This window comes from Bradyrhizobium sp. th-b2 (assembly GCF_000426785.1).
In the GTDB taxonomy this organism is placed as follows: Bacteria; Pseudomonadota; Alphaproteobacteria; order Rhizobiales; family Xanthobacteraceae; genus Bradyrhizobium; species Bradyrhizobium septentrionale.
On the sequence record NZ_AUGA01000083.1, the window covers coordinates 1 to 19,981 of the forward strand.

Consider the following 19,981-nt stretch of genomic DNA (forward strand, 5'->3'; position numbering starts at 1 on the left):
TGATTGCTCATGATCAGCTGCATCGGCTGGTTCGGAATCTGCACCTGCGCGCTGGTCACCGTCGCGATCTGTCTTCCGTCGAGGTACCAGGTGATCGATTGACCGGGCACCCAATTGATGCCGTAGGTATGGAAGCCGGCCGTGAGATCGACGCCGGTGTCGACAACACCGCCGACCGTCCCTGACGGCGAGTGAAGATGCCAGGAGAAGGCCTGGTTTGCCGGTCCCGAGCCGGTATATCCCCCCTCCTGGATATCGATCTCGAAATTGTCGCCGCTGCTCGAGCCCGCGCCGGGCATCAGCCAAAGCCCTGGCCACGCACCATTGCCGCTCGGCGCCTTCATGCTGATCTGAAGGTAACCGCCGTTAAACTCGAAGTTGCCGTAGCTGCTGACGGCGCCCGACGTAATCGGAAATGACTGCACCGAGCCCTGATTCATGCCGGTGACGGTCTGCTTGGCCGCTGTGAGATTCAGCAGACCGTTGCTCACGGTCACCTGGCTCGGCATGTCGTAATCGGCATCGTACGCGCCGCCCGGCCCGCTTCCACCCGATCCATAGCTGTTCCACGCCCAACCGTTGGCGGCGCGGCTCGTGATGTAGGTGTGCCAGTCGCTGTCTAGCGAACTGGAAAAGCTATCCTGATAGACGAGATTGCTTGAGGTAAAGCCTGCTGGTGCGGCAAGGGCCATTCCATGTTCCTTCCAAGGATTGAACCGAGAATTCAACCGTCGCGAACCGCGCGACGTACCGCATGCTCGCAGCGCATGGCGCCGCGGGCAGATTTCAGTCCAGTAGCGATTCGGTGGTACGCCCCTTCGACTGCTAGGTCGGTTGGCTAAAGATCAAGTATGGCGAAAAATCGTTTCAAAATGATCTTCTCACAGGCGTTTTTCGCGCACGCGCCCCATTCGGACGGTACGTCGACGCTCAATCTTAACATTTGCTAGGATTTAATTCTTTGCGGCGGCTATGCGAAAAAGCCGTTACGTGGAGGCCGCGTTGACAAAGTGGCAAGGGTGCCATCCGCCAAGACGCCGCGATCACGCAGGCGTGTGTGGACACTCACGTGCTAGATGTGGCGGTAACCGTCGGGATTCTTCAGCTGCCAGTGCCAATGATCGGCGCACATCTGCGCCAGCGACCGCGCCGATTTCCAATCCAGCGTTCGTTGCGCAAAGCTCGGATCGGCGCAGCAGATCGCGACATCGCCGGTGCGGCGATCTGCGATCTCGTACGGAATTGACCTGCCGCTCGCGGTCTCGAACGCGCGAACGACCTCCAGGACGCTGCTGCCGCTTCCCGTTCCCAGATTGACTGTGAACACGCCGGGCTGCTCGAGGTGGCGTAAGACACTGAGATGGCCGGCAGCAAGGTCGACGACATGAATGAAATCCCGGATACCGGTGCCGTCCGGAGTGTCGTAGTCGTTGCCCCAGATCCTCAGCTTCGCACGCCTTCCGATCGCCACCTGTGCCACAAGCGGCACCAGATTGTTCGGAACGCCGATCGGGTCTTCTCCGACAAGGCCGCTCTCGTGCGCGCCGGCCGGATTGAAATAGCGCAGGATGCCGATGCGCCAATCGTCCTCGGAGCGATAGAGATCCTTCAGCATTTCCTCGACGATCAGCTTGGTGCGACCGTATGGATTGGTCGGCGCGAGCGGATGCCTCTCGTCAAGCGGCAGATAGGTTGGCATGCCGTAAACGGTGGCGGACGAGCTGAAGACAAGCGTCTTGACCTTCGCCCGTTTCATTGCCGACACGAGCCGCATCGTCCCCACGACATTGTTGTCGTAATAGGTCATGGGATCAGCGCTGGACTCGCCAACCGCCTTCAGCCCCGCAAGGTGGATGACCGCGGTCACGCCACATGCGCGAAGCACCTCGAAGACGGCCTCTTCATCCCGGATGTCGACGTGTCGGAAAACAGGCGCTCGCCCGCAGATCGCTTCGACCCGGTCGAGAGAGGCCCGGTTGCTGTTGCAGAGATTGTCGATCGCCACGACATCGAAGCCCGCGTCCAGCAATGCGATGCAGACATGGGACCCGATATAGCCAGCGCCTCCCGTCAACAAGATCATATCATCACCGTGTCAGTCCAACAGGCCTTCCGTGCAACGCCGCTCTAGGATCTCCAGATCTGGGCCCGCGACGACAGATTCTGCGAGAAATCTTCGGCCATTCCGCCGAGACGCGTCGCGGTGTAGGCAAAGGCGGTCAGGCAAAAGCCGGCTACAATCGCCCCCGCCCGCCGGGCGGAGCTGAATTTGCCAAGCATCGCGGCCTTGAGCTCGCTCGCCACGGCCCGCGGCAAGACTTCGCGAACATAGCGCTGTTCGGTCTTGAGTCCGTCGCCGGAGCCCGCGAGATTCCTCAAGACCGCCTTGGCGGTGCCCTCGATCAAGCAGCGATTGACGAAATACGCCCACGTCGCCCGCTGCGCCGGCACGACATGGTGCACCCGCGCTCGCTGGCGATAGGCAAAGTAGCCGCCGGGAAACAGACGAGAGGCGCGGATGCAGAGTTCAGTCTCTTCGCAGCTCTCGGCCTTGCCGCCGATCCTCGCGCGACCGCTGACGGAAAATCCAAGCTTGCGGCGACCGAGCTCCGAGGCGAAGCCACCGGCGCGGCGCAACACATCGGCGCGCACTGACATGTTGGCGCCGATCGGGTTGCGAATGCGCCCGTCCTGCACATCCATGCCGGCATAGGTGCAGCCGACGACCCAAGCGAATTCGGCAGGAAACCAGGACGGCGGCGGCGCCTGCCACATCGGCACCACCGGTCCACCCGCTCCCAGCACCGCTGGATCCCGGTAGGCCTCCAGCAGATCCTCAAGCCAGCACGGGTCAGCAGCGGCATCGTCATCCAGGAAACAGATAACCAACGCCGTGGCGTGCTCCGTTCCTGTCATGCGGCCACCCGACAAGCCGGGTTTCCCGGCATTCGCGAGAACGGTGACGCCGGCAAATTCCTGCGCGGCCCGCGCTCGCAGGGCTTCGTTGTTGTCGATCACCACGATGATTTCCCGGGGCGCGCGGGTTTGGGCGCGGACTGACGCGACGGCGCGTTGCAGCTCGCCCCAGCGGTCGAGCGTGTGCGCGCAAATCACCACGGATGCATCAATCATGGCAGCTTCCGTCCGTTGTCCGGGGCCCGGTTCGTTTCCTGGGACCGCGTCGCCCGCGCTGTCGCCGCCTTGAAGGCACTCCAGATCGCGCTTCCGTCATTGCGGATATCAAACTGATCATGCTCGTCGACGGGAAAGCGCCCGCTGTCCTGACGCGACACAAGCCGCCACACCAGCCACCCCGCGCAATCGGGGTCGCGGCCAAGCTTGTCGAGCCACATGGCGTAGGCCGCGGCAGCGTCCGGATTGGAGCGGGCGTAGCCGAACTCCTCGAGCAGAACCGGTTTGTTGGCGCGAACCCCCAACTGGCAAAACTCGGTGATGGTGTCGCCGAACTGCTGAACCGTCTGGTTGAAAAAGAGCGGGTAACCGTGCCAGGTCCCGTAATCGAGGGTGGGAATCGTCAGGTCGGACAGCTTGTCGGCGGCGCTGATATTTCCGGCATTTCCTGAACTGACGAGATGATTGGGATCGAGGAACTTGACGTAGGCAGACATCTCTCTGGTCCAGGCCAATCGCAGGCTCTCCGGACTCGCATTGCCTTCGTTCATCAACTCCCAGGCCATGATGTTCGGATCGTCGCGGTAGGCGATCCCGGTGAAGGAGTTGACGCGCTCCACGACGTGGCGAACCCAGGTCATGTAATCGCGCCGGGTGCGCCGGTCGCGAAAGAAGAAGCCGGACTTGTCCTGGCTCCCGTACCAGGCCCGCATCTGCTGAGCGCCGCCCGTATAGTCCCAGAAGTCGAGGAAGGCGATGATCAGTCTCAGGTGTCGCTTGCTGGCTTCGGCGACCAGGAAATCAATCTTCTGCATTCCGTTCGCGCCATCATTGATGGCCATCCCGCCTTCGCGATCGTCCCAGTAGAGCAGGTACGTCCCCTTGACGCCGAGATCGCTCGCGTCGGCCTGCATCTTCCACTGCCAGACGGTCGCCATGCTGCCGTCAAGCGATCCGATGACCGGCTGAAGAAAGGTGCGGACCACGTTGGCGCCCATCGCCACCGCGTCGTCGAGAACGCGAGTGACTTCGTTCTCCGAACCGAAGGTGAGATAATGGTTGTTCACGCCAGTCACAAAGAACGGTCTGCCGTCAAGCGTAAAGCGCGTTCCCTGAGCTTTGACGAAGGGTGCTGCCGGCGGACCGTCTGCCGCTTGACCATCCGCTGCGCTGGCGATGGTTGGGGCACATAGCAGCGCACACACCAGTACGCGCAGTCCGGTGTTGCGTAGCCTGTCTCCCGCCCATTTCCAGCCAACAATCATGCCTCCACGTGACTATCGCACGCGGCCGAGCGCAACTTCCCCGAAGGGTTACTCCCTTCGGCGCCGCGCTCCGAAGGGCCGGCTTCCGATCAAGTGAAGGTGATTAGCCGGCTGGCGAGGAAGGCATTGGCTGGAGTATCCAGCGCAGGCTGCGCGTCTCCATCGGCGCGGCAAATCGCCGCCGTTTGCGGATCGGCATGACCTTAAGACGGAAATCAGTTTGTGCCTGAAGGATCGGCGCAGCGCCCGCGGGGTCGCCTTGTCACAAGGCAAGCACATGACAGTGATGCGGCCAGCATGTGACCAGGTTCGGAAACTGTGACGCGCTCTGCGCGCCTTACCCGGAATGCTGGATCGTGTGCCACATTCGGCTACGCTCGCCGCCAAATTGCAGACGGCCCTCGTGCTGCGCCACTTCCATCGCGAACGCCTGCGAGCTGCGCATATGCACATCGATCAGGGCATCGACCATGGTGCGTCGGCCGGTCCACAGCTGCGACATGATTCCATCCGCCAACGAACATGAGTCGATCGCGGCGATCTGATCGGATTCAAGCAGCTCCTCCGTGATCCTGCTGATCAGCAGAGCCCCTGGGGAAAAGCGCGCGAAGGACGCATCGAATGCGGTCTTCCACGTATAGGCCTGGCGGCCGCTGTAGATCAGGACTTGGCCAGCGATCGCAACGTCATCGACGCGCAGAAGGGCGACCGAGGCCAGGTTGTGCGCGGCGAGGTTTCGGATCAGCTGACGGGCAAATTGTGCATCGCCGGCGTCGCACAGCAGCGCTGTACCCTCCTCACCCTTCCAGCTCGCCGCCTCGAGCGCGAGAAAGACCTCGAACGCGGCTTCCGTTTCGGCCGGTGACCGGCCGTTCACAATCTCCACCTTTCCTGTCGCAGAGAGCCGATTCCAGTCCTGGCGCAGCTTCTTGCGGGTCGATCCCGATTTCTTGGTCCCTGAGCACCGATCGGCAAACGGACGTTCGACGCGCACAAGCTCGCGGTGCCGGCCCACGCCCTCGAGCTGCCGGAGCATTGCCGGATAGACAACGGGGTCAGCTTCGAATGACCGCAATCGGATGATCTTGGGCAGGCTGAGGTCGTGCCTGATCACGTCAAAAAACGCTGCCATCACCTCGTCAGCGCGAGCACGGTCGATCACGGCATTCGAGGTGGACGCGTAAATCGGGATCGCTTCCAAAAAAGCGGGCGTGGACGGCAAATTGCGCCTTTCGCACAAGGCCCAGAAGCCAACCGGACAGCGAGGCTCCACCCCCTCGTCCCACGCGATCAGGACGTGGATCTCGGCAAAGCCGGTCTCGGCAGTGGCAAGCAGCGCCGCGGGATGCATGAACGCATTGCCGTCGACGCGCGCAACGAGATCGTCCCACGGTTCGCAGAGTTCGGCACTCGGCGAGCAGCGGTACGCTGCAATCAATCCATTCTTGGCCCGTTGCCAGCCGACATTCATGCATCCAAATGACCTTCCCGACCGGCCGAGCGCAACTTCCCCGAGGGATTACCCCGTCTGACATCACACATCCCAGCGCTGTTTGGGTCATAGTTTTGCAGCCGATCGCCCTGGCGTGACCGTGTGCCGTCAGACCGAAAAAGGTGCTGCCTTTCCTCGTCGGCAAGGCACGCGGTTACGGCGGGCGAAGAAACCGAACGGGCTCGGGGAGTGAATGCGCGTTTGCCTGCATCTTGATCCGTCGCGGCTGCTGCGCTGGCATCTGTGGCTCGCGGAGGCGCTTGCCAAGAATCCGTGCAACGAGGTCTCGTGCACTTTCGGCTCCGATCGCCACCCGATGCCGCAAATTTGCCGCTGGCTGCTCGAGCTGGAACGGCTCGTCTACGGCGTTCGCGGAGATTGCGCCACCGATTCCATCCCGGCCGCACTCCGAGCGCTGGCGCCCCCGACCACCACGCCGGATGTCGTGATCAATCTCAGCGGCGAGACACCCGTCACGCGCGCACGGCGCGTGCTGACACCGCTCTTCAACGGCGTCCCCGGCGAACTCGGAGTGCTGGCAGCGCTGGCGAATGGTGAGGACCTGCTCGTCGAACTGCACGATACGACTTGCCCCTGGGGCCCGTGGACGGCGCGCCCCGCCAGTGCAGACCGCGACGTGTTCGCGGTGAGCCTTGATGGCACCCTCTCATGCGCTATCCTCTTGATCCTCAAGGCCGTGCGCGGGGACAAGCGGACAGCTGCATCCGATGCCGCCCGTCCACGGATGGCCAGCCCTCCAGGCAGCGCTGCGGCCCTCATTTGGGCGAGTGGCACGGTGGCATCGAAGGCCATTCGGCTCCTGAATATCATTGCAAAAGGCGGAAAGATGTGGGGCGTCGGCTGGCGCCGCAACGAAGGGACAAGCCTGCTCGACAAGGGCAAAGCCGTCTTCAAGGTGCTCGCTGCGGATGCCGACAGCTATCTTGCCGACCCGTTTCCGTTCAGCCACCACGGGCAGGATTTCATCTTTGTCGAGCAGTACTCCTACCGGAAAAAGCGGGGATGCATCGCGGTCGCAAGAGTGAACCGCGACGGCACGACCAGCGCCCCGCGGATCGTCCTGGAGGAGCCGCACCATCTCTCCTATCCGTTCGTGTTCGAGCGGGACGGACAGATCTGGATGATCCCGGAATCCGGGGAAGCGAGCAATGTCAGCCTCTATCGGGCCATCGAATTCCCCTACAGGTGGACCCGGGAAGCGTGCCCGATCGACCGCGTCGAGGCCTACGACTGCACGCCGCTGTTTCGCGACGGCCGCTCGTGGTTCTTTGTCAGCCCGAGACGGTGGAGATCCTCGGCATGGGACGTGCTCGACGTCTACCACGCGGAGGGCCTGACCGGGACCTGGGTACCTCATGCGGCAAACCCAATCCTGATCGACGCCTCGCTCAGCCGTCCTGCCGGCGCCTTCATCGAGCACGGCGGGCAAATCCTGCGCCCGGTCCAGAACTGCTCCCGCGGTTATGGCGATGCGATAACGCTATGCCGGATCGATGCGCTCGGACCGTCGGAATTTGCTCAAACCCCGGTCGGTGTCATCCGAGCGGCAGGCTTCGGGTGCCATACCTACAACCGTGGGTCTGGCCTTGAGGTGATCGACATGTTCGGTCGGGTCAGGCGATTGCGAGAGGTCACGGCCTCCTACGAGCCGCTGTCACCGGAGGTGTCGGCCGCAGTGAATCGGCAGCCCGCCGCCCTGGCTTCGATGCCGGCTGATTTCGCGTGAGAAACACGCGCAGTTGCTTTCCCGCGCGACCGAAATCATCACCGGCGAAGTGGTTGCTGATGCAGGGCTATTTCGTCGGCATCGGAAGCGATCTGAACGGATAACTACAAAGAGCTAACCACCTATCGTGCTTCCACTGTGAAGCGGCATCAGCGATCCTTGGCGTCGAGGGTAGCCGGAAGAGGGCCGCAAGGAGAGACTTCAGCGTTGGTAATCTCCCGATCTCTTTTTCATTTCAACTTCTGTTTTTATTTCGTGCGGGAGGTGCACATATGGGCCGATTAAGCACATCCGTAGATGTGGCCGTCATAGGCGCCGGCCCCTACGGCTTGTCGCTGGCTGCGCATCTGCGCGCACGCGGTGTGGAGCACCGGATTTTCGGTGAACCCATGGGGCCCTGGAAGCACAACATGCCACGCGGCATGCTGCTGAAATCATATCCCTGGGCAACAAGCCTCTCCGATCCCGGATCGGAATTCACGGTGAAATCGTTCTGCACCGAACGCGCCATGCCGTATCATGACGTGCTGACGCCGCTGACGCTCGACCGGTTCATCGAGTACGGCGAGGCATTCCGGATGCGGTACGTGCCCGCCGTGGAAAGCAAGGTTCTCACCGCGTTGGAGACCGCCGATGGCGGCCTTCGCGCCAGCTTTGACGACGGCGAGACGATCAACGCGCGGCGCGTCGTGGTGGCAGTCGGCCTGCAGCCCTTCGAGCACCTGCCGCAGGACGTCGCACATTTGCCTGCCGAGTTGTGCTCGCACAGCGGCAAGTACGGTTCGCTCGAAGCATTGGACGGCAAGGAAGTCGTCGTGGTCGGATCCGGATCGTCCGCGACAGACCTCGCCGCGCTGCTCCATGAACGAGGGATTTCGGTTTCGCTCGTCGCGCACGCAAAGCAACTGCGTTTCGCCAACCGTCCCCACAACCGCTCTTCAATCGAGCGTGTGATGGCGCCGTTGAGCGGCATCGGCCCGGGTTGGACACTGTCGGCCTACGCAAAGTATCCTCAGCTCATCCGGCTGCTGTCGAAGGAGCGGCGTATCGGGATCGCCAATCACGCGGCGCTGGGCCCGCTGGGTGGCGCTTTCGTGAGGGACCGCGTTGTCGGAAAGGTGCCGACGCTACTCGGCACTTCCCTCCAGAGCACCGAGACCCGCAACGGCAAGGTCCTGCTCAATCTGGTCGACGCCAGCCATGCCAAGCAATCGCTGCAGGCCGACCATGTGATCTTCGCGACCGGGTACAAGATCGATGTCAGCCGGCTCGGCTTTCTGAACCAGGCGCTGCTTCGCCACATCCGTCTTGAAGAAGGTGCGCCGCAGCTTTCGTCGCATTACGAGGCGTCGGTGCCGGGCTTGCATTTTATCGGTCCCGCCGCAGCAAACAGCTTCGGCCCGGTGTGTCGCTTCGTATACGGGACCTATCATCCTGCGCGGACTCTTGCCCAACACCTATCAAGTATCCTTGTCCGGTCGCGGCCTGCGGTGCAGGTCCGGCCATTTGATCGTACGGTGCTGCCATGAACGCTCCTGTCCCCAACAATCTCTCCTACGTCAGTACCGTATGGGTGCCTGACCCGGTCAATCTCGCGCTCGCACACTCGCTGACGATGCCGCGAGTGAGCTTCGTGGTCCCGACACTCAATGAGGCCAAAAATCTGCCCTGGCTGCTGCCGCGTATCCCGGCATGGGCACACGAAGTGATCATCGTCGACGGACGTTCGACCGACGACACGGTTGCGGTGGCGCGCAGCCTGCGCGAGGACGTGAAGGTTGTGATGGAGCCACGGCGCGGCAAGGGCGCCGCCCTGCAGGCCGGTTTCCGCGCCGCCACCGGCGATATCATCGTCATGATCGATGCCGACGGCTCGATGGTGCCGGAGGAAGCCATCGTCTTTGTCGGCGCGCTAATCGCGGGCGCGGATATGGTCAAGGGCTCGCGCTTTCTCCAGGGCGCAGGCACCGACGATATGTCGTTGTTCCGGATGCTCGGCAATTGGGGGCTCACCCTGATGGTGCGGCTGCTCTATGGCGGCTCGTTCTCCGACCTCTGCTACGGGTACATGGCATTCTGGACCAAGCACGTCCCCACGCTCAATTGCGACTGCGACGGATTCGAGATCGAGACTCTCATCAACGTACGGGCCCTGAAGAACCAGTTGAACATCGTTGAAGTCCCGAGCTTCGAAGCTCCGCGCATCAGCGGCCTGAGCAATCTGCGCGCCATTCCGGACGGCTGGCGCGTCCTCAAGACGATCCTGCGCGAGCGGGTGCGGTCTCCGGCCTCTCTTGTTGCCTATGGCTATCCATAGGCGACACGGGCGGATCGCAAGTCCAGGTGGGTGAGCCGAATGCGTATCCTGATGGTTGCCGCTCGCTGCCACCCCTTCGTCGGCGGTATCGAAACCCACATCCAGGAGGTGGGTCCTCGCTTGGTGGCGCGCGGCTACTCGGTCGACGTACTGACGACCGATCCGTCGGGAAAGTTGCCGGTTGAGGAGAACGTCCGTGGCATGAGCGTGCGGCGCGTGCCGGCCTGGCCGAAGGAATTGGATCTCTATATCGCACCACAGGTCTATTCCGCGATCCGGCGCGGCACATGGGACCTGATCCACTTTCAGGGTTACAGCACTTTCGTCGTGCCGATCGGGCTGCTCGCGGCCGTCCGCACTCAAGTCCCGTTCGTCCTGACCTTCCATAGCGGCGGGCATTCCTCGCGGCTGCGCAATGCCGTGCGCGGCACCCAGCGCGCGGTGCTCCGTCCGCTGGTGGCGAAAGCCGCACGGCTGATCGGGGTCTCCGAATTCGAGGCCAGCTTCTTCAGCACGAAGATGGGCATCCCGCGGGAGCGGTTTGTGGTCATCCCGAATGGCGCCGCGATGCCGGCCGCCAGCCCCGGCGTCAAGGTCGATCCCGGCCTGATCGTCTCGAGCGGCAGGCTTGAGCACTACAAGGGCCATCACCGGGTGATTGCGGCCATGCCGGAGTTGATCCGCAGAGTGCCGAACGCGCGCCTGCACATCGTCGGGACGGGGCCTCACGAGGGCGCGCTGCGCCGTCTCGTCAGTACGCTTGGTCTTGAAGATCGGGTCACCATCACGGCCATCCCAGGATCCGAGCGGCAGAGAATGACCGACCTGCTGGCGAGCGCCGGCCTGTTCGTGCTGCTGAGTGAATACGAGGCTCACCCTGTCGCCGTGATGGAAGCGCTGTCGCTGCGCCGGCCGGTCCTTGTCAGCGACACGTCAGGGCTGAGGGAGCTGGCGACCAACGGCCTGTGCCGCGCGCTTCCGCTCAACGCGAGCCCGGGCGAGACCGCCGCTGCGATGGCCGAAGAACTCGCGGCGCAGCGAGAGATCCCCGACCTGGCCTTGCCGGATTGGGACGCCTGCGCGCAAGCGTTGAGCGACGTCTATCGTGATGTGGCTGGCAACCGGTCAACGGTCAGTCTTCTGCTCGACGACGCACTGAGCTTGCGATCCGTCACGAGGGCACGGGGCGGATGATACGAGCCCATCTCAACGCCGAAATCGCGATCGCACCGGCGCGTGCCTGGATGCATTCCATCCTTGCCATTATCGGCCCTGACCTGCGCGGCGACGATACGACGTCGGAGCCTGCGAACGCGAACTGGATTGCGACGCTGTGCCTCATCGTCGCCACGGGCCTGCTGCTGGTTGTGGCCGGACAGGGAGCCGGTCGTCGCGGCGCTGAAGTGGCATCGCTGCTGTTCTGGTCGGGCACCATCCTGGTGGTCGCTCCGACCAGCTTTCGCATCGCTTGGCCGGGTGTGGCCCGCAGCGAGCGTCTCTTCCTCCTGGTTCTCCTTGCCGGAGCCCTGTTCTTCCACAAGTCCGTCTATTCGCCCACGGGTCTCGGGTACCACGACGAATTCCTGCATTGGGCCGCCGCTGATGACCTTGTGACCGCCCGCCGGCTCTTCCTGCCCAATCCATTGTTGCCGATCGCGTCGGCGTATCCCGCCCTCGAGATCGTGACGACGGCGATCATGAATCTCACGGGCCTGCCTTTATTTGCGACTGCGACCCTGCTGTTGGCGGTCCTGAAAGGCACCCTCGTCGCAGCCATGTTTCTGTTCTACGAGAGGATTACCGGGTCTCCGCGCATCGCAGCCATCGGCTGCCTGACATACATGGGCTGCTCGACTTTCGTGGTATTCGAGTCGATGTTCTCCTACGAGAGCCTCGGCTTCGTGCTGTGCATGTTGATCCTCGCGGTCGAGGCTGGATCGAAGGATCTTGCCGGGCGACAAAAATTGAGCGCGCTCGGTCTGATTGCTCTTCTGTTGGCGAGCCTGGCGGTCACCCATCATGTCACGGCGGCCTTTGTCGCTGTCTATCTTGGAATGGTGGCGGCCCTGGAGGCATTGCGGCGGGACGTCTCACTCCGGTTCGAGGCAAGGATCGCCATGGGCGTCACCGCCGTGCTTGCCATCGTTATACCGCTCGTATGGGTGATGGCGCACGGCAATCCCTTCACTGGTTACGTCGGCCCCGTGGTCGAATCCGGCTTCAAGGCACTGCTGGCAAAGGTCCTGGGCACCAGCACCCCACAGTCAGAGCAGGTGGCCGCGCCGTCCCAGCCCCTCTTCATGCGCCTGACCACCTTGTTCGGTATCCTGTTCGTGGCCCTCGGGCTGGCGACGGGCTTCTTTCGGTCGCTGGCGATGACAGCGCCGGGCAATCTGCGCTCAGGCTGGCTTGCAATCTACGGCATTTTGAAACGACGCTGGACCGACAGCCGCGTCGTACTGCTCACCGTGCTGGCCTGCGGCTTTCCTATCTCGGTTGCGTTCCGCTTGACCGTGAACGGGTGGCAAATCGGCAACCGGATGGGAACGTTTGTCTTTATCGGTGTCGGACTGGTCGTCGGGGTGGGCATCGTCCATTTCTGGCAGGGTCGCGCCGCCCGCGGTTGGCGCCGGATCGTGCCATCCACTGCGCTGGCGGTGATCGTCATGAGCGGGGTCACTGCGGCATCGGTCGATCCGATCCGTGGCCGCTACAGGGTGGCTTCGGACGCGCAATCCATCGAGCACCTGGGAATCGAAACGGCGCTCTGGACCAGGGAGTGGCTTGGGCCCGGCAACCGCTTCACCGGCGATCGGGTCAATCGTCTGCTGCTTGCCGGCTACGGCCGGCAGGACGTGAGAACCAAGATCAATGATGCCGTCTATGCTGCCCGCGCGTTCAGGAACGAAAAACTCAGTTCAGACGATTTCTACGCGCTCGCCAGGAGCGAGCTTGATTTCCTGCTGGTGGATCTCCGCCTGACCACCGGGTCGCCAGTCCTAGGCTTCTACTTCGAGCCGTGGGAAACGCAGCAAGGAAAGCGGCTCTCGGCTGCCGAGTTGCTGAAGTTCAATGACGTCAAAGGTGTCACGCGCACTTACGACAACGGCTCGATCATCATCTACGACATAAGAGGACTGCATGCCGAGCCCTGACAAGCGCGACCTTTTCGGTGCCTGCTTGTGGGCAGGAGCCACGGTGGCCCTGGTCGCGGCCAGTGACAGCACGTTCCTGCGCTTCATCCTGGGCGTGCCGATGGTTCTGCTCATCTCCGGTCATGTCGTGCTGCGCGTTATCGGCGTAACGAACTCGTCGCTGTCCGAACATCTTGTCTGTTCGATCGGTGCGAGCCTCGCCGTCACCATCGCCGGAGGCTTTGTGCTGAACGCGATCGGCTCGCTCACTCCGCTTGGCTGGGCGTTCTGGTACCTGGCGGTGACAACAGGAGCGATGCTGATACCTGCCAGCGGCAGCGATGTCTCGATTCCGAGCGCCTGGCCTGGTTCAGTGCGAATCCGCTCCAGGCAGGGAGCTGCGGTCGCATTGGCGATGCTTTTGGCAACGGGAGCCTACGCTCTCGCCGTCCGCGATGAGGCCAGCGACCGGCAGTTCAAATACACCGAGCTATGGATGTTGCCACCGGCCAAAGGAGTTCCGGGCCAACTCGTCGTCGGCGTTCGCAGTGCAGAGACCGAGGCTCGGCGATACGACCTGGAAATCACCCTCAACGGCCAACCGTTCGCCGTCTTCCGCTCGCTGACGATCGCGCCGGGCGACACCTGGGTGCGGAAGTTCTCCGTGCCCACCCTTGCCACCCAGCAGAACGCCGAGGCCCGGCTCTACCGGCCGGACGACAACCGGCTCTATCGCAGGGTCTCGGCGCTGGTGCCGGGTACCTGAGGGGGAGGTCATGCGCATCTTGCTGCTGTCGCAATTCTATCCCCCAGTGATCGGGGGCGAGGAACGCCATGTCCGCAATCTCGGCGCGGCGCTGGCGCAGCGGGGCCACGACGTGAGCGTTGGGACATTGATGCGTCCGGGATCACCGGAGACCGAGTTGGACGGAGCGATCCGCGTCCACCGGTTGCGCGGTACGCTGCAGCGCCTGTCGGGACTACATGCCGATCCCGAGCGTCAGCACGCGCCGCCGTTCCCCGATCCCGAACTTGCGCTCGGCTTGAAGCGGCTGATTGACCGGGAAAGACCTGATGTCGTCCACGCCCACAACTGGATCTACGCATCCCTGCTGCCGCTCAGAGCCCTGAGTGGGGCCCGCTTCGTGGTTACCCAGCACGATTACGGGCTTGTTTGCGCCAAGAAGAACCTGATGCATCTCGGGACTCAATTGTGCAGCGGCCCGGCGCTGACGAAGTGCCTGCCGTGCGCGGCCCGGCATTATGGCGCCGCGAAAGCGACCGCGACCACCTTCGGCAACTGGGCCTCGAGCTTCGCTGCCCGACGCATCGTGGACCGCTTCATCGCGGTGAGCCACGCAGTGGCCCGTCACACCGGGCTCACCCAAGGCAGCGCACCCTACGAGGTGATCCCCAACTTCGTGCCCGACGATGTCGAGGTGCCTGGCCCGGAAGACCCCTGCCTGCGCGAACTACCTGACGACGGCTTCATTCTGTTCGTCGGCGACATGATGCGTCTCAAGGGCATCGACGTCCTTCTCAAGGCCTATGCCGGGCTGGAACGGGCGCCGCCGCTTGTCCTGATCGGACGCCGGCTCGCCGATACGCCGACCGAGTTCCCGCCAAACGTGCACACCTTCAGCGCGTGGCCGCATTCCGCCATCATGCACGCCTGGCGGCGATCCCTGTTCGGGGTGTTGCCATCAACCGGCCCGGAGGCGTGTGCAACCGTCATCATGGAAGCGATGGCGTGCGGCAAGGCCATCGTCGCAACCGATATCGGCGGCATGCCGGATCTGGTCGATCACGGCGAGACAGGATTTCTCGTACCACCCGGCGACGCGGCGGCGCTCGCCGACGCCATGCAGGCGCTGCTGGACGACCGCACCTTGCTGGCCCGACTCGAGGCAACAGGCCTGGCCCGCGTGGGGCGCCTCAAGGCCAAAGCGGTCGTGGCCCGGATCGAACAGGTCTACCGGGATGTCCAGCTCGCAGCTCCCGCCGAGGTCGCGATAGCCGCGTACCGGGACACGGGAGAGCCATCATGCCGATAGGCCTCGCCCGAATGGCCATCATGCGGCTGCGCCAGGCACTGCAAAAGAGCGCTACCCTCGTCATGAATTCCGGCGCGCTGGCGACCGGAACGGTGGTAACGGCTGGTCTTGGCTTTGCCTATTGGTGGGTCGCAGCCCGGCTGTTTCCGCCTGATGTGATCGGCGTTGCTTCCGGCCTTCTGGCTATGATGAGCCTCGTCACCCTGCTCGGCGAGGGCGGGCTCACCACCTTGCTCACCGGTGAGCTGGTTCGGCATCCCGGCAAGGAACCCGGGCTCGTCGCGGCCGCAGCTTCCGCCGGCGTGGCACTGACGGTCGGTTTGGCCCTGTTGTTTGTCGTCGGGGAGACGCTCTTCAACGGTTCGACCGGGCCGATCGACGGTTGGCTTGCAGGCCTGGTCTTCGTCATCGGCTGCGGCCTGAACAATCTGACAGTGGTGGGCGATCAGGCATTTGTCGGCATTCTGCGTAGCAGCAGCAAAATGATCCGACTGGTCCTGTTCTCCATATTCAAGTTGCTGCTGGTTGCTGCGGCGGCCGCCCTCGGCTTTACCTCCCCTACCGCGCTCCTTTTGACCTGGGTGGCGGGAATGCTCGTGTCCTGGATCGGCGTCGATCTTTTGACGAGGGGAGGAGCGCGCCGCCTCGTTGGGCCCCCGGATTTCCGACTGCTCCACATCCATCGCCGTCGGGTCCTCGACCATTATGCACTCGATGTCGCGTCAATGGCACCGGTCTTCGTCATGCCCTATCTCGTTCTGGTGCTCCTGACGCCGGCCCTCAACGCGACGTTTGTGGCGGTATGGATGATGGTCTCCGTCGCCTCCCTGATTCCGTCAGCCATGGCGATGGTCCTGTTCCCGGTTGTCCGAGCAAACCCGAAACAATCCCGACACAACATCCTGGTGTCGCTGACGGTATCACTGCTGTTCTCGCTGGCATGCGCCGTCTTCATCTTCACCTACTCACAGGAGATCCTGGCAATCTTCAATCCGGCATATCCCAAGATCGCCGGTTCGAGCCTGAGCTTGCTCGGCTTCAGCCTGCTCGGATCAACATTGAAGTTCCATGCCTGCACGCTCGTGCGGGTGGCAGACAGGATGCTCAAGGCAGCGCCCTGGTTTGCGCTCGGCGGGCTGCTGGAGCTGTGCGGTGCGGTCCTGGGAGCGAAGCTCGACGGACTTCAGGGTCTGGTGCTGGGCTGGACGCTCGCCGTCAGCATCGAGGGAGCATGCGCAGCCCTCTGGTTGGCATCGGCTACGAAGCTAGCTGCCGACACTGACCCTGTACTCCAAGACCCGACGTCATCGCCGGTCCAGACCTGAGAAGACGTTTTGATGGTAGCCGGCAAGCCGGCGATGGCTCGAGCAGCCGCCCCCAAGACTAGCGCAGCATCCACGGGAGTAAGGCCGGGACCGTCAGACTGCAAGTTTGCGGTATTATGGCGCAAACGCCACAAGGCTTGTCCGTCGTTCCTCTCGAGCATAAGATTCGCAGGCTCAACCCCTTGGAACGAATGATGGCGACAGGCCTTGAACTTGAGGTGTCCGCCTTCCTAAACCAATACAACGAAGCCTTCGCTACTTTCGATGGCGAGCAAATCGCAGGGCTGTACTGCGTTCCCATGATTACGATGCGCGGCGATGGGTCGATACATTGATTTCAGTCGCGTGAGGAGGTTGTGAAGTTCTTCCAAGGCGTTGCAGATACCTACAAGGGCGCCGGCACGACAGGTGCTACCGCGACCGATTTGGTGGCCGTTCCGCTCGGCGAGCGCAGCGCTCTTGCAACGGTGACATGGAGACAACTTCAAGCCGAAGGTAGCTTGGGAAGACAGTGGCGGCAATCGTACAACATCGTTCGTTTTGTTGAAGGCTGGCGCATCTTAGCCGCGACATTTCACTTAGACGCCGCGTTGGAGCAGTGACTTCCCGGTTTGGGTCCAGGAGCGGAAGAACCAGAAGGGGGTTGTCGCACAACGACCAAGGCCTATTTGAGAACCGCCGCCGTCCGGGTCAGCCATCCGCTTCGCGACGATGTTAAGCCATAGCGCACGGACCGGCGGCGCTTGTCAGCTTTTCTCCGCGCATCCGAGAGCGACATGGTCGGGTAGCTGCCGAGCGCCACGCGCTTTCGTTCGCCACCAACGCATCACGGTTTGAGATGCCTTGAAATTAAGCCGGAACGACCATCATTCACTTCGCGGCCTCGCCCACGACCGATGTCAGGAAATCGCGTAGCGCATTGCGCGATTGTTCGGCCGCTGCTTGATTGAACTCGATGCGGTGTCCGTCATATTGGAAAGTCGGGCCCGGACGGTCGAAGTCGTGATAGGCGCCAGGATAGACGATGAACTGGATCGGTGGGCCTTCGGCCTTCGGTCGGGACATACCCCAATCACCCTCGCCGTTGACCAGCTTGCGGCAGGCATCGGCGGGCGTCCAGTCATCGCGCTCCCCGATCATAATCAAGGTCGGGACGGTCATCGGTCCCTTCACTTCGATGCAGGCGGGATAGAACGCGACGGCCGCGCGAAACTTCCGCTCTGATGATTGCTCCACAGAGCCACGCTCGACAGCTGCGAGACTGAACCAGCCGCCTTGGGAAAATCCGGCAACGACAACGCGTGCTGGATCGACATACGGCTGCTGCGCTAGAAAATCCAGAGCGCGGTAGGCGTCAAAGAGCGAATCTGCAGGCGCGCCGCCGCGGCAGGTATTCTTGATGCCGCGCGGACCGTGCCTGTCGATAGTCAGCGCGACATAACCCCAGGCGGCGATCTTCACGCCCCAGTTTTGATCAAGTTGATCCGAAAAGCCACCGCATCCGTGCAACAACACTACCGCGGGAAAAGGTCCTGGGCTCGTGGGACGCCGCAGATAACCTTTCAACATGAGCGGCGTCGGGCTCTGAGCCGGACCAGCGAATTGCACCACTTCGGCGGGGGAGGACGATCGCTGATCGCCGGAACAAACCAGCGGCCCGTTCAGGCAAAGCGACAGGTACAGGCTGCGCTCGACGGCTCTCCGGGCGTCAGCATCCGAAACACCATTGGCGTCGTAGCTGCTGATCACTTGTACTGCCGAAGCGCTTGCTTCCGCAATGACACGGACGGTCGTGCGATAGTTCGTAACAGACGTCGTTACAGAGTCTGCCGCATAGGCAAGACTGCGACCGACATCGTCCCGGGCCTCTAGCGTCTCCACGGCCGTGCGGCTGGTGCCGAAAAACCGCAACGTGCGAATCTTGCCGTCGGCGCTGAGATCGCATCGCTCGACCGCCGGATGCCACGATGGTATCCCGCAGAACTCGCCGATTTTGGTCCACAATTCGTCGGCCGACAGTATAGAGGTCGCGGTCAAGCGCGACTCAAGCGCCGGCGTTGAAGCTGTTGCAGAGACCAGCAAGGCCGTTGCAGACAGAGCCGACGCAACACGTTTCACGCGATATCTCCCGCTATCCACCCCACATCGGTGCGTTCACTCTAGAGCCTCCGAACTCAATCGTTGGAAGGCGGCGCGACGGTCAAACTAGGATATTTCTCGGCGGAGGTCCGCACCGGGTCAATCGCGTCGTTTTGGTCTGCCGCCGATCACTTCCGATCTACCCCGCAGAACGGACATTCCCGGAGCCGGTTGGCGTGTCTCAAACGGGCCACAACCGGCGGAACGGGTGTTTCGAACAGCCGGCAAGGATAGTCGGCGCGCTGGAGGCCTATCACGCTGGGTCCGTTCGGAGCGCGCGCAGGGCAGCTCCGCCCTTCCTCGTCCCAGGCCACGCCCGAGCACATGCGCATGACATTGCGAACCGTGACGCCCTCATAGGCCGAGCTGCGCAGCCGCGGCAAATAGAGGTCGCAGCAATCGTCCAGGCTACCGATCGCGCCATCGTGCAGCGCAGCGCCGACGAGCGTCGCGACGATCGATTTCGTGGTCGAATAGCCCTCCCGACGCCTGCCCGGACCGCTTTCCATGCCATAGCGCTCCAGCGCGATCTCGCCGCCCTTCAGGATCAGGACTCCGGCCGTGCGGCACCTGGTCATACAGTCGCTGACGCTGAGATGCGGCCGCCCACCTCGACGGTCAGGTCCGCGAGCGAGCGGGTGTGCGGCGGCAGCGGCCGCACCGTGTCGCTGCGCCGGATGATGCGATGCGGCCAGTCGCGGAACGTCGCCGTATTCGTCGGTGTGTCCGAGGTCATGGATTGCTCCTCCCGTTAAGACGGCCTCAGATCGCCCGATCTGGAGGGGCTTGCAATGCAAGTTAAGTTGGTTTGTACTGACCTTGTCGCGCTGGCGCGCTCGCGCCCCGACTGCCATTCCGGAAATCACACTGTCAGGTGTTCGCGAATGTTCCCTCGGGGGCGCTTCTCTCCGTTGGGGGCGGGTCAAAAGCTCCCGTTCGGCGCCCGGCCACCTCATCGTCCTGAAGCCTTCCGAATGTCCGCTTTGGGGCGACACCCCTGCGGTCGAGGCGGCATGACCCTGAGTAGTCGTCGGTTAAGAAGCCGATTTGAGTGGTGTGCGGTGGCTGGTGACTGAGAAGAAGGCAGCCAGGAAGAGGTACCAAAGAGCCCTTAGCCAGGCGAGGATGCGGCGGAAGTTGTAACCGACGGCGGAGAGGATGACGTTGGCGGTATCGCCGGCGCGGCCTTTGAGGTAGCAGCGGCCGAGGTGTCCGTCAGCCTTCAAATGGCCGATCACGGGCTCGATAGCGGAGCGGCGCCGCAGCTGGCGCTTGATAGTGCCGAAGACGCCGCGCTTCTGGCCGGAGATGAAGACGCGGCGCGGGTTCTGTGCGTCATGGCCGCGGTATCCCTTGTCGACAAAGGCGCACTCGAT

At 62.8% G+C, this 19,981-nt stretch carries 17 protein-coding genes and 2 pseudogenes; 9 read left to right on the forward strand and 10 right to left on the reverse strand.

What is annotated here, in order from left to right:
* The 5 genes from K359_RS0141955 to K359_RS55025 all read right to left on the reverse strand — a co-directional run.
* The coding region (locus tag K359_RS0141955; RefSeq protein ID WP_029084518.1) for a family 16 glycosylhydrolase at positions 1 to 692 on the reverse strand (692 nt) is incomplete at its 3' end.
* Positions 693 to 1,072: 380 nt separating this feature from the next.
* Positions 1,073 to 2,083 carry a UDP-glucose 4-epimerase GalE gene (gene galE, locus K359_RS0141960; RefSeq protein WP_029084519.1) on the reverse strand — a complete coding sequence of 337 codons (1,011 nt, stop codon included), beginning with the start codon at positions 2,081 to 2,083 and terminating at the stop codon, positions 1,073 to 1,075.
* Between the two features lie 44 nt (positions 2,084 to 2,127).
* Positions 2,128 to 3,132, reverse strand: a complete 1,005-nt coding sequence (locus tag K359_RS55015; protein WP_051346714.1) for a glycosyltransferase family 2 protein — start codon at positions 3,130 to 3,132, stop codon at positions 2,128 to 2,130.
* The gene (locus K359_RS55020) at positions 3,129 to 4,397 is read right to left on the reverse strand and encodes a cellulase family glycosylhydrolase (protein ID WP_156928977.1); all 1,269 of its coding nucleotides are present in this window, start codon (positions 4,395 to 4,397) and stop codon (positions 3,129 to 3,131) included. The genes K359_RS55015 and K359_RS55020 overlap by 4 nt, the downstream gene beginning before the upstream one ends.
* Before the next feature lie 337 nt (positions 4,398 to 4,734).
* The gene (locus tag K359_RS55025) at positions 4,735 to 5,868 is read right to left on the reverse strand and encodes a GNAT family N-acetyltransferase (RefSeq protein ID WP_051346715.1); all 1,134 of its coding nucleotides are present in this window, start codon (positions 5,866 to 5,868) and stop codon (positions 4,735 to 4,737) included.
* Between the two features lie 214 nt (positions 5,869 to 6,082).
* On the opposite strand from K359_RS55025, the gene K359_RS57835 reads away from it, so the two are divergent.
* The 9 genes from K359_RS57835 (at position 6,083) to K359_RS0142030 (ending at position 17,068) form a co-directional block, all read left to right on the forward strand.
* Positions 6,083 to 7,636 carry a hypothetical protein gene (locus K359_RS57835; RefSeq protein WP_051346716.1) on the forward strand — a complete coding sequence of 518 codons (1,554 nt, stop codon included), beginning with the start codon at positions 6,083 to 6,085 and terminating at the stop codon, positions 7,634 to 7,636.
* A gap of 272 nt (positions 7,637 to 7,908) precedes the next feature.
* Entirely contained in the window at positions 7,909 to 9,165 is a 1,257-nt protein-coding gene (locus K359_RS55035) for an FAD-dependent oxidoreductase (RefSeq protein WP_035978078.1), read from the forward strand.
* Positions 9,162 to 9,953 carry a glycosyltransferase family 2 protein gene (locus tag K359_RS0141995; RefSeq protein WP_029084520.1) on the forward strand — a complete coding sequence of 264 codons (792 nt, stop codon included), beginning with the start codon at positions 9,162 to 9,164 and terminating at the stop codon, positions 9,951 to 9,953. The genes K359_RS55035 and K359_RS0141995 overlap by 4 nt, the downstream gene beginning before the upstream one ends.
* Before the next feature lie 39 nt (positions 9,954 to 9,992).
* Positions 9,993 to 11,147 carry a glycosyltransferase family 4 protein gene (locus K359_RS55040; RefSeq protein ID WP_063618992.1) on the forward strand — a complete coding sequence of 385 codons (1,155 nt, stop codon included), beginning with the start codon at positions 9,993 to 9,995 and terminating at the stop codon, positions 11,145 to 11,147.
* Positions 11,144 to 13,108, forward strand: a complete 1,965-nt coding sequence (locus K359_RS0142005) for a hypothetical protein (protein ID WP_029084521.1) — start codon at positions 11,144 to 11,146, stop codon at positions 13,106 to 13,108. Before K359_RS55040 ends, K359_RS0142005 begins: the two co-directional genes overlap by 4 nt.
* Entirely contained in the window at positions 13,095 to 13,853 is a 759-nt protein-coding gene (locus tag K359_RS0142010) for a hypothetical protein (protein ID WP_029084522.1), read from the forward strand. Before K359_RS0142005 ends, K359_RS0142010 begins: the two co-directional genes overlap by 14 nt.
* 10 nt (positions 13,854 to 13,863) lie before the next feature.
* Positions 13,864 to 15,141, forward strand: a complete 1,278-nt coding sequence (locus K359_RS55045) for a glycosyltransferase family 4 protein (RefSeq protein WP_051346718.1) — start codon at positions 13,864 to 13,866, stop codon at positions 15,139 to 15,141.
* Positions 15,132 to 16,466, forward strand: coding sequence for a lipopolysaccharide biosynthesis protein (locus tag K359_RS0142020; protein WP_156928978.1), 1,335 nt, complete (start codon positions 15,132 to 15,134; stop codon positions 16,464 to 16,466). The genes K359_RS55045 and K359_RS0142020 overlap by 10 nt, the downstream gene beginning before the upstream one ends.
* A gap of 356 nt (positions 16,467 to 16,822) precedes the next feature.
* The gene (locus tag K359_RS0142030; RefSeq protein WP_029084525.1) at positions 16,823 to 17,068 is read left to right on the forward strand and encodes a hypothetical protein; all 246 of its coding nucleotides are present in this window, start codon (positions 16,823 to 16,825) and stop codon (positions 17,066 to 17,068) included.
* Positions 17,069 to 17,130: 62 nt separating this feature from the next.
* Here K359_RS0142030 and K359_RS66435 read toward each other — a convergent pair.
* The 5 genes and pseudogenes from K359_RS66435 to K359_RS55055 all read right to left on the reverse strand — a co-directional run.
* Positions 17,131 to 17,271 (reverse strand): annotated as a pseudogene (locus K359_RS66435) (hypothetical protein); the annotation flags it as partial.
* A gap of 65 nt (positions 17,272 to 17,336) precedes the next feature.
* Positions 17,337 to 18,584 carry a dienelactone hydrolase family protein gene (locus K359_RS59845; RefSeq protein ID WP_165126121.1) on the reverse strand — a complete coding sequence of 416 codons (1,248 nt, stop codon included), beginning with the start codon at positions 18,582 to 18,584 and terminating at the stop codon, positions 17,337 to 17,339.
* A gap of 149 nt (positions 18,585 to 18,733) precedes the next feature.
* Complete coding sequence (locus tag K359_RS63690) at positions 18,734 to 19,183, reverse strand: serine hydrolase domain-containing protein (protein WP_029084526.1); 450 nt, start codon at positions 19,181 to 19,183, stop codon at positions 18,734 to 18,736.
* Positions 19,180 to 19,341: a hypothetical protein gene (locus tag K359_RS63695; protein ID WP_165126124.1), complete on the reverse strand. Its 162-nt coding sequence runs from the start codon at positions 19,339 to 19,341 to the stop codon at positions 19,180 to 19,182. The genes K359_RS63690 and K359_RS63695 overlap by 4 nt, the downstream gene beginning before the upstream one ends.
* A 298-nt stretch (positions 19,342 to 19,639) precedes the next feature.
* Positions 19,640 to 19,981 (reverse strand): annotated as a pseudogene (locus K359_RS55055) (IS5/IS1182 family transposase); the annotation flags it as partial.

Coding starts and splice junctions, on each gene's coding strand:
- galE (WP_029084519.1), bottom strand. CDS start 2,083: ATGATCTTGTTGACGGGAGGCGCTGGCTATATCGGGTCCCATGTCTGC.
- K359_RS55015 (WP_051346714.1), bottom strand. CDS start 3,132: ATGATTGATGCATCCGTGGTGATTTGCGCGCACACGCTCGACCGCTGG.
- K359_RS55020 (WP_156928977.1), bottom strand. CDS start 4,397: ATGATTGTTGGCTGGAAATGGGCGGGAGACAGGCTACGCAACACCGGA.
- K359_RS55025 (WP_051346715.1), bottom strand. CDS start 5,868: ATGAATGTCGGCTGGCAACGGGCCAAGAATGGATTGATTGCAGCGTAC.
- K359_RS57835 (WP_051346716.1), top strand. CDS start 6,083: ATGCGCGTTTGCCTGCATCTTGATCCGTCGCGGCTGCTGCGCTGGCAT.
- K359_RS55035 (WP_035978078.1), top strand. CDS start 7,909: ATGGGCCGATTAAGCACATCCGTAGATGTGGCCGTCATAGGCGCCGGC.
- K359_RS0141995 (WP_029084520.1), top strand. CDS start 9,162: ATGAACGCTCCTGTCCCCAACAATCTCTCCTACGTCAGTACCGTATGG.
- K359_RS55040 (WP_063618992.1), top strand. CDS start 9,993: ATGCGTATCCTGATGGTTGCCGCTCGCTGCCACCCCTTCGTCGGCGGT.
- K359_RS0142005 (WP_029084521.1), top strand. CDS start 11,144: ATGATACGAGCCCATCTCAACGCCGAAATCGCGATCGCACCGGCGCGT.
- K359_RS0142010 (WP_029084522.1), top strand. CDS start 13,095: ATGCCGAGCCCTGACAAGCGCGACCTTTTCGGTGCCTGCTTGTGGGCA.
- K359_RS55045 (WP_051346718.1), top strand. CDS start 13,864: ATGCGCATCTTGCTGCTGTCGCAATTCTATCCCCCAGTGATCGGGGGC.
- K359_RS0142020 (WP_156928978.1), top strand. CDS start 15,132: ATGCCGATAGGCCTCGCCCGAATGGCCATCATGCGGCTGCGCCAGGCA.
- K359_RS63690 (WP_029084526.1), bottom strand. CDS start 19,183: ATGACCAGGTGCCGCACGGCCGGAGTCCTGATCCTGAAGGGCGGCGAG.
- K359_RS63695 (WP_165126124.1), bottom strand. CDS start 19,341: ATGACCTCGGACACACCGACGAATACGGCGACGTTCCGCGACTGGCCG.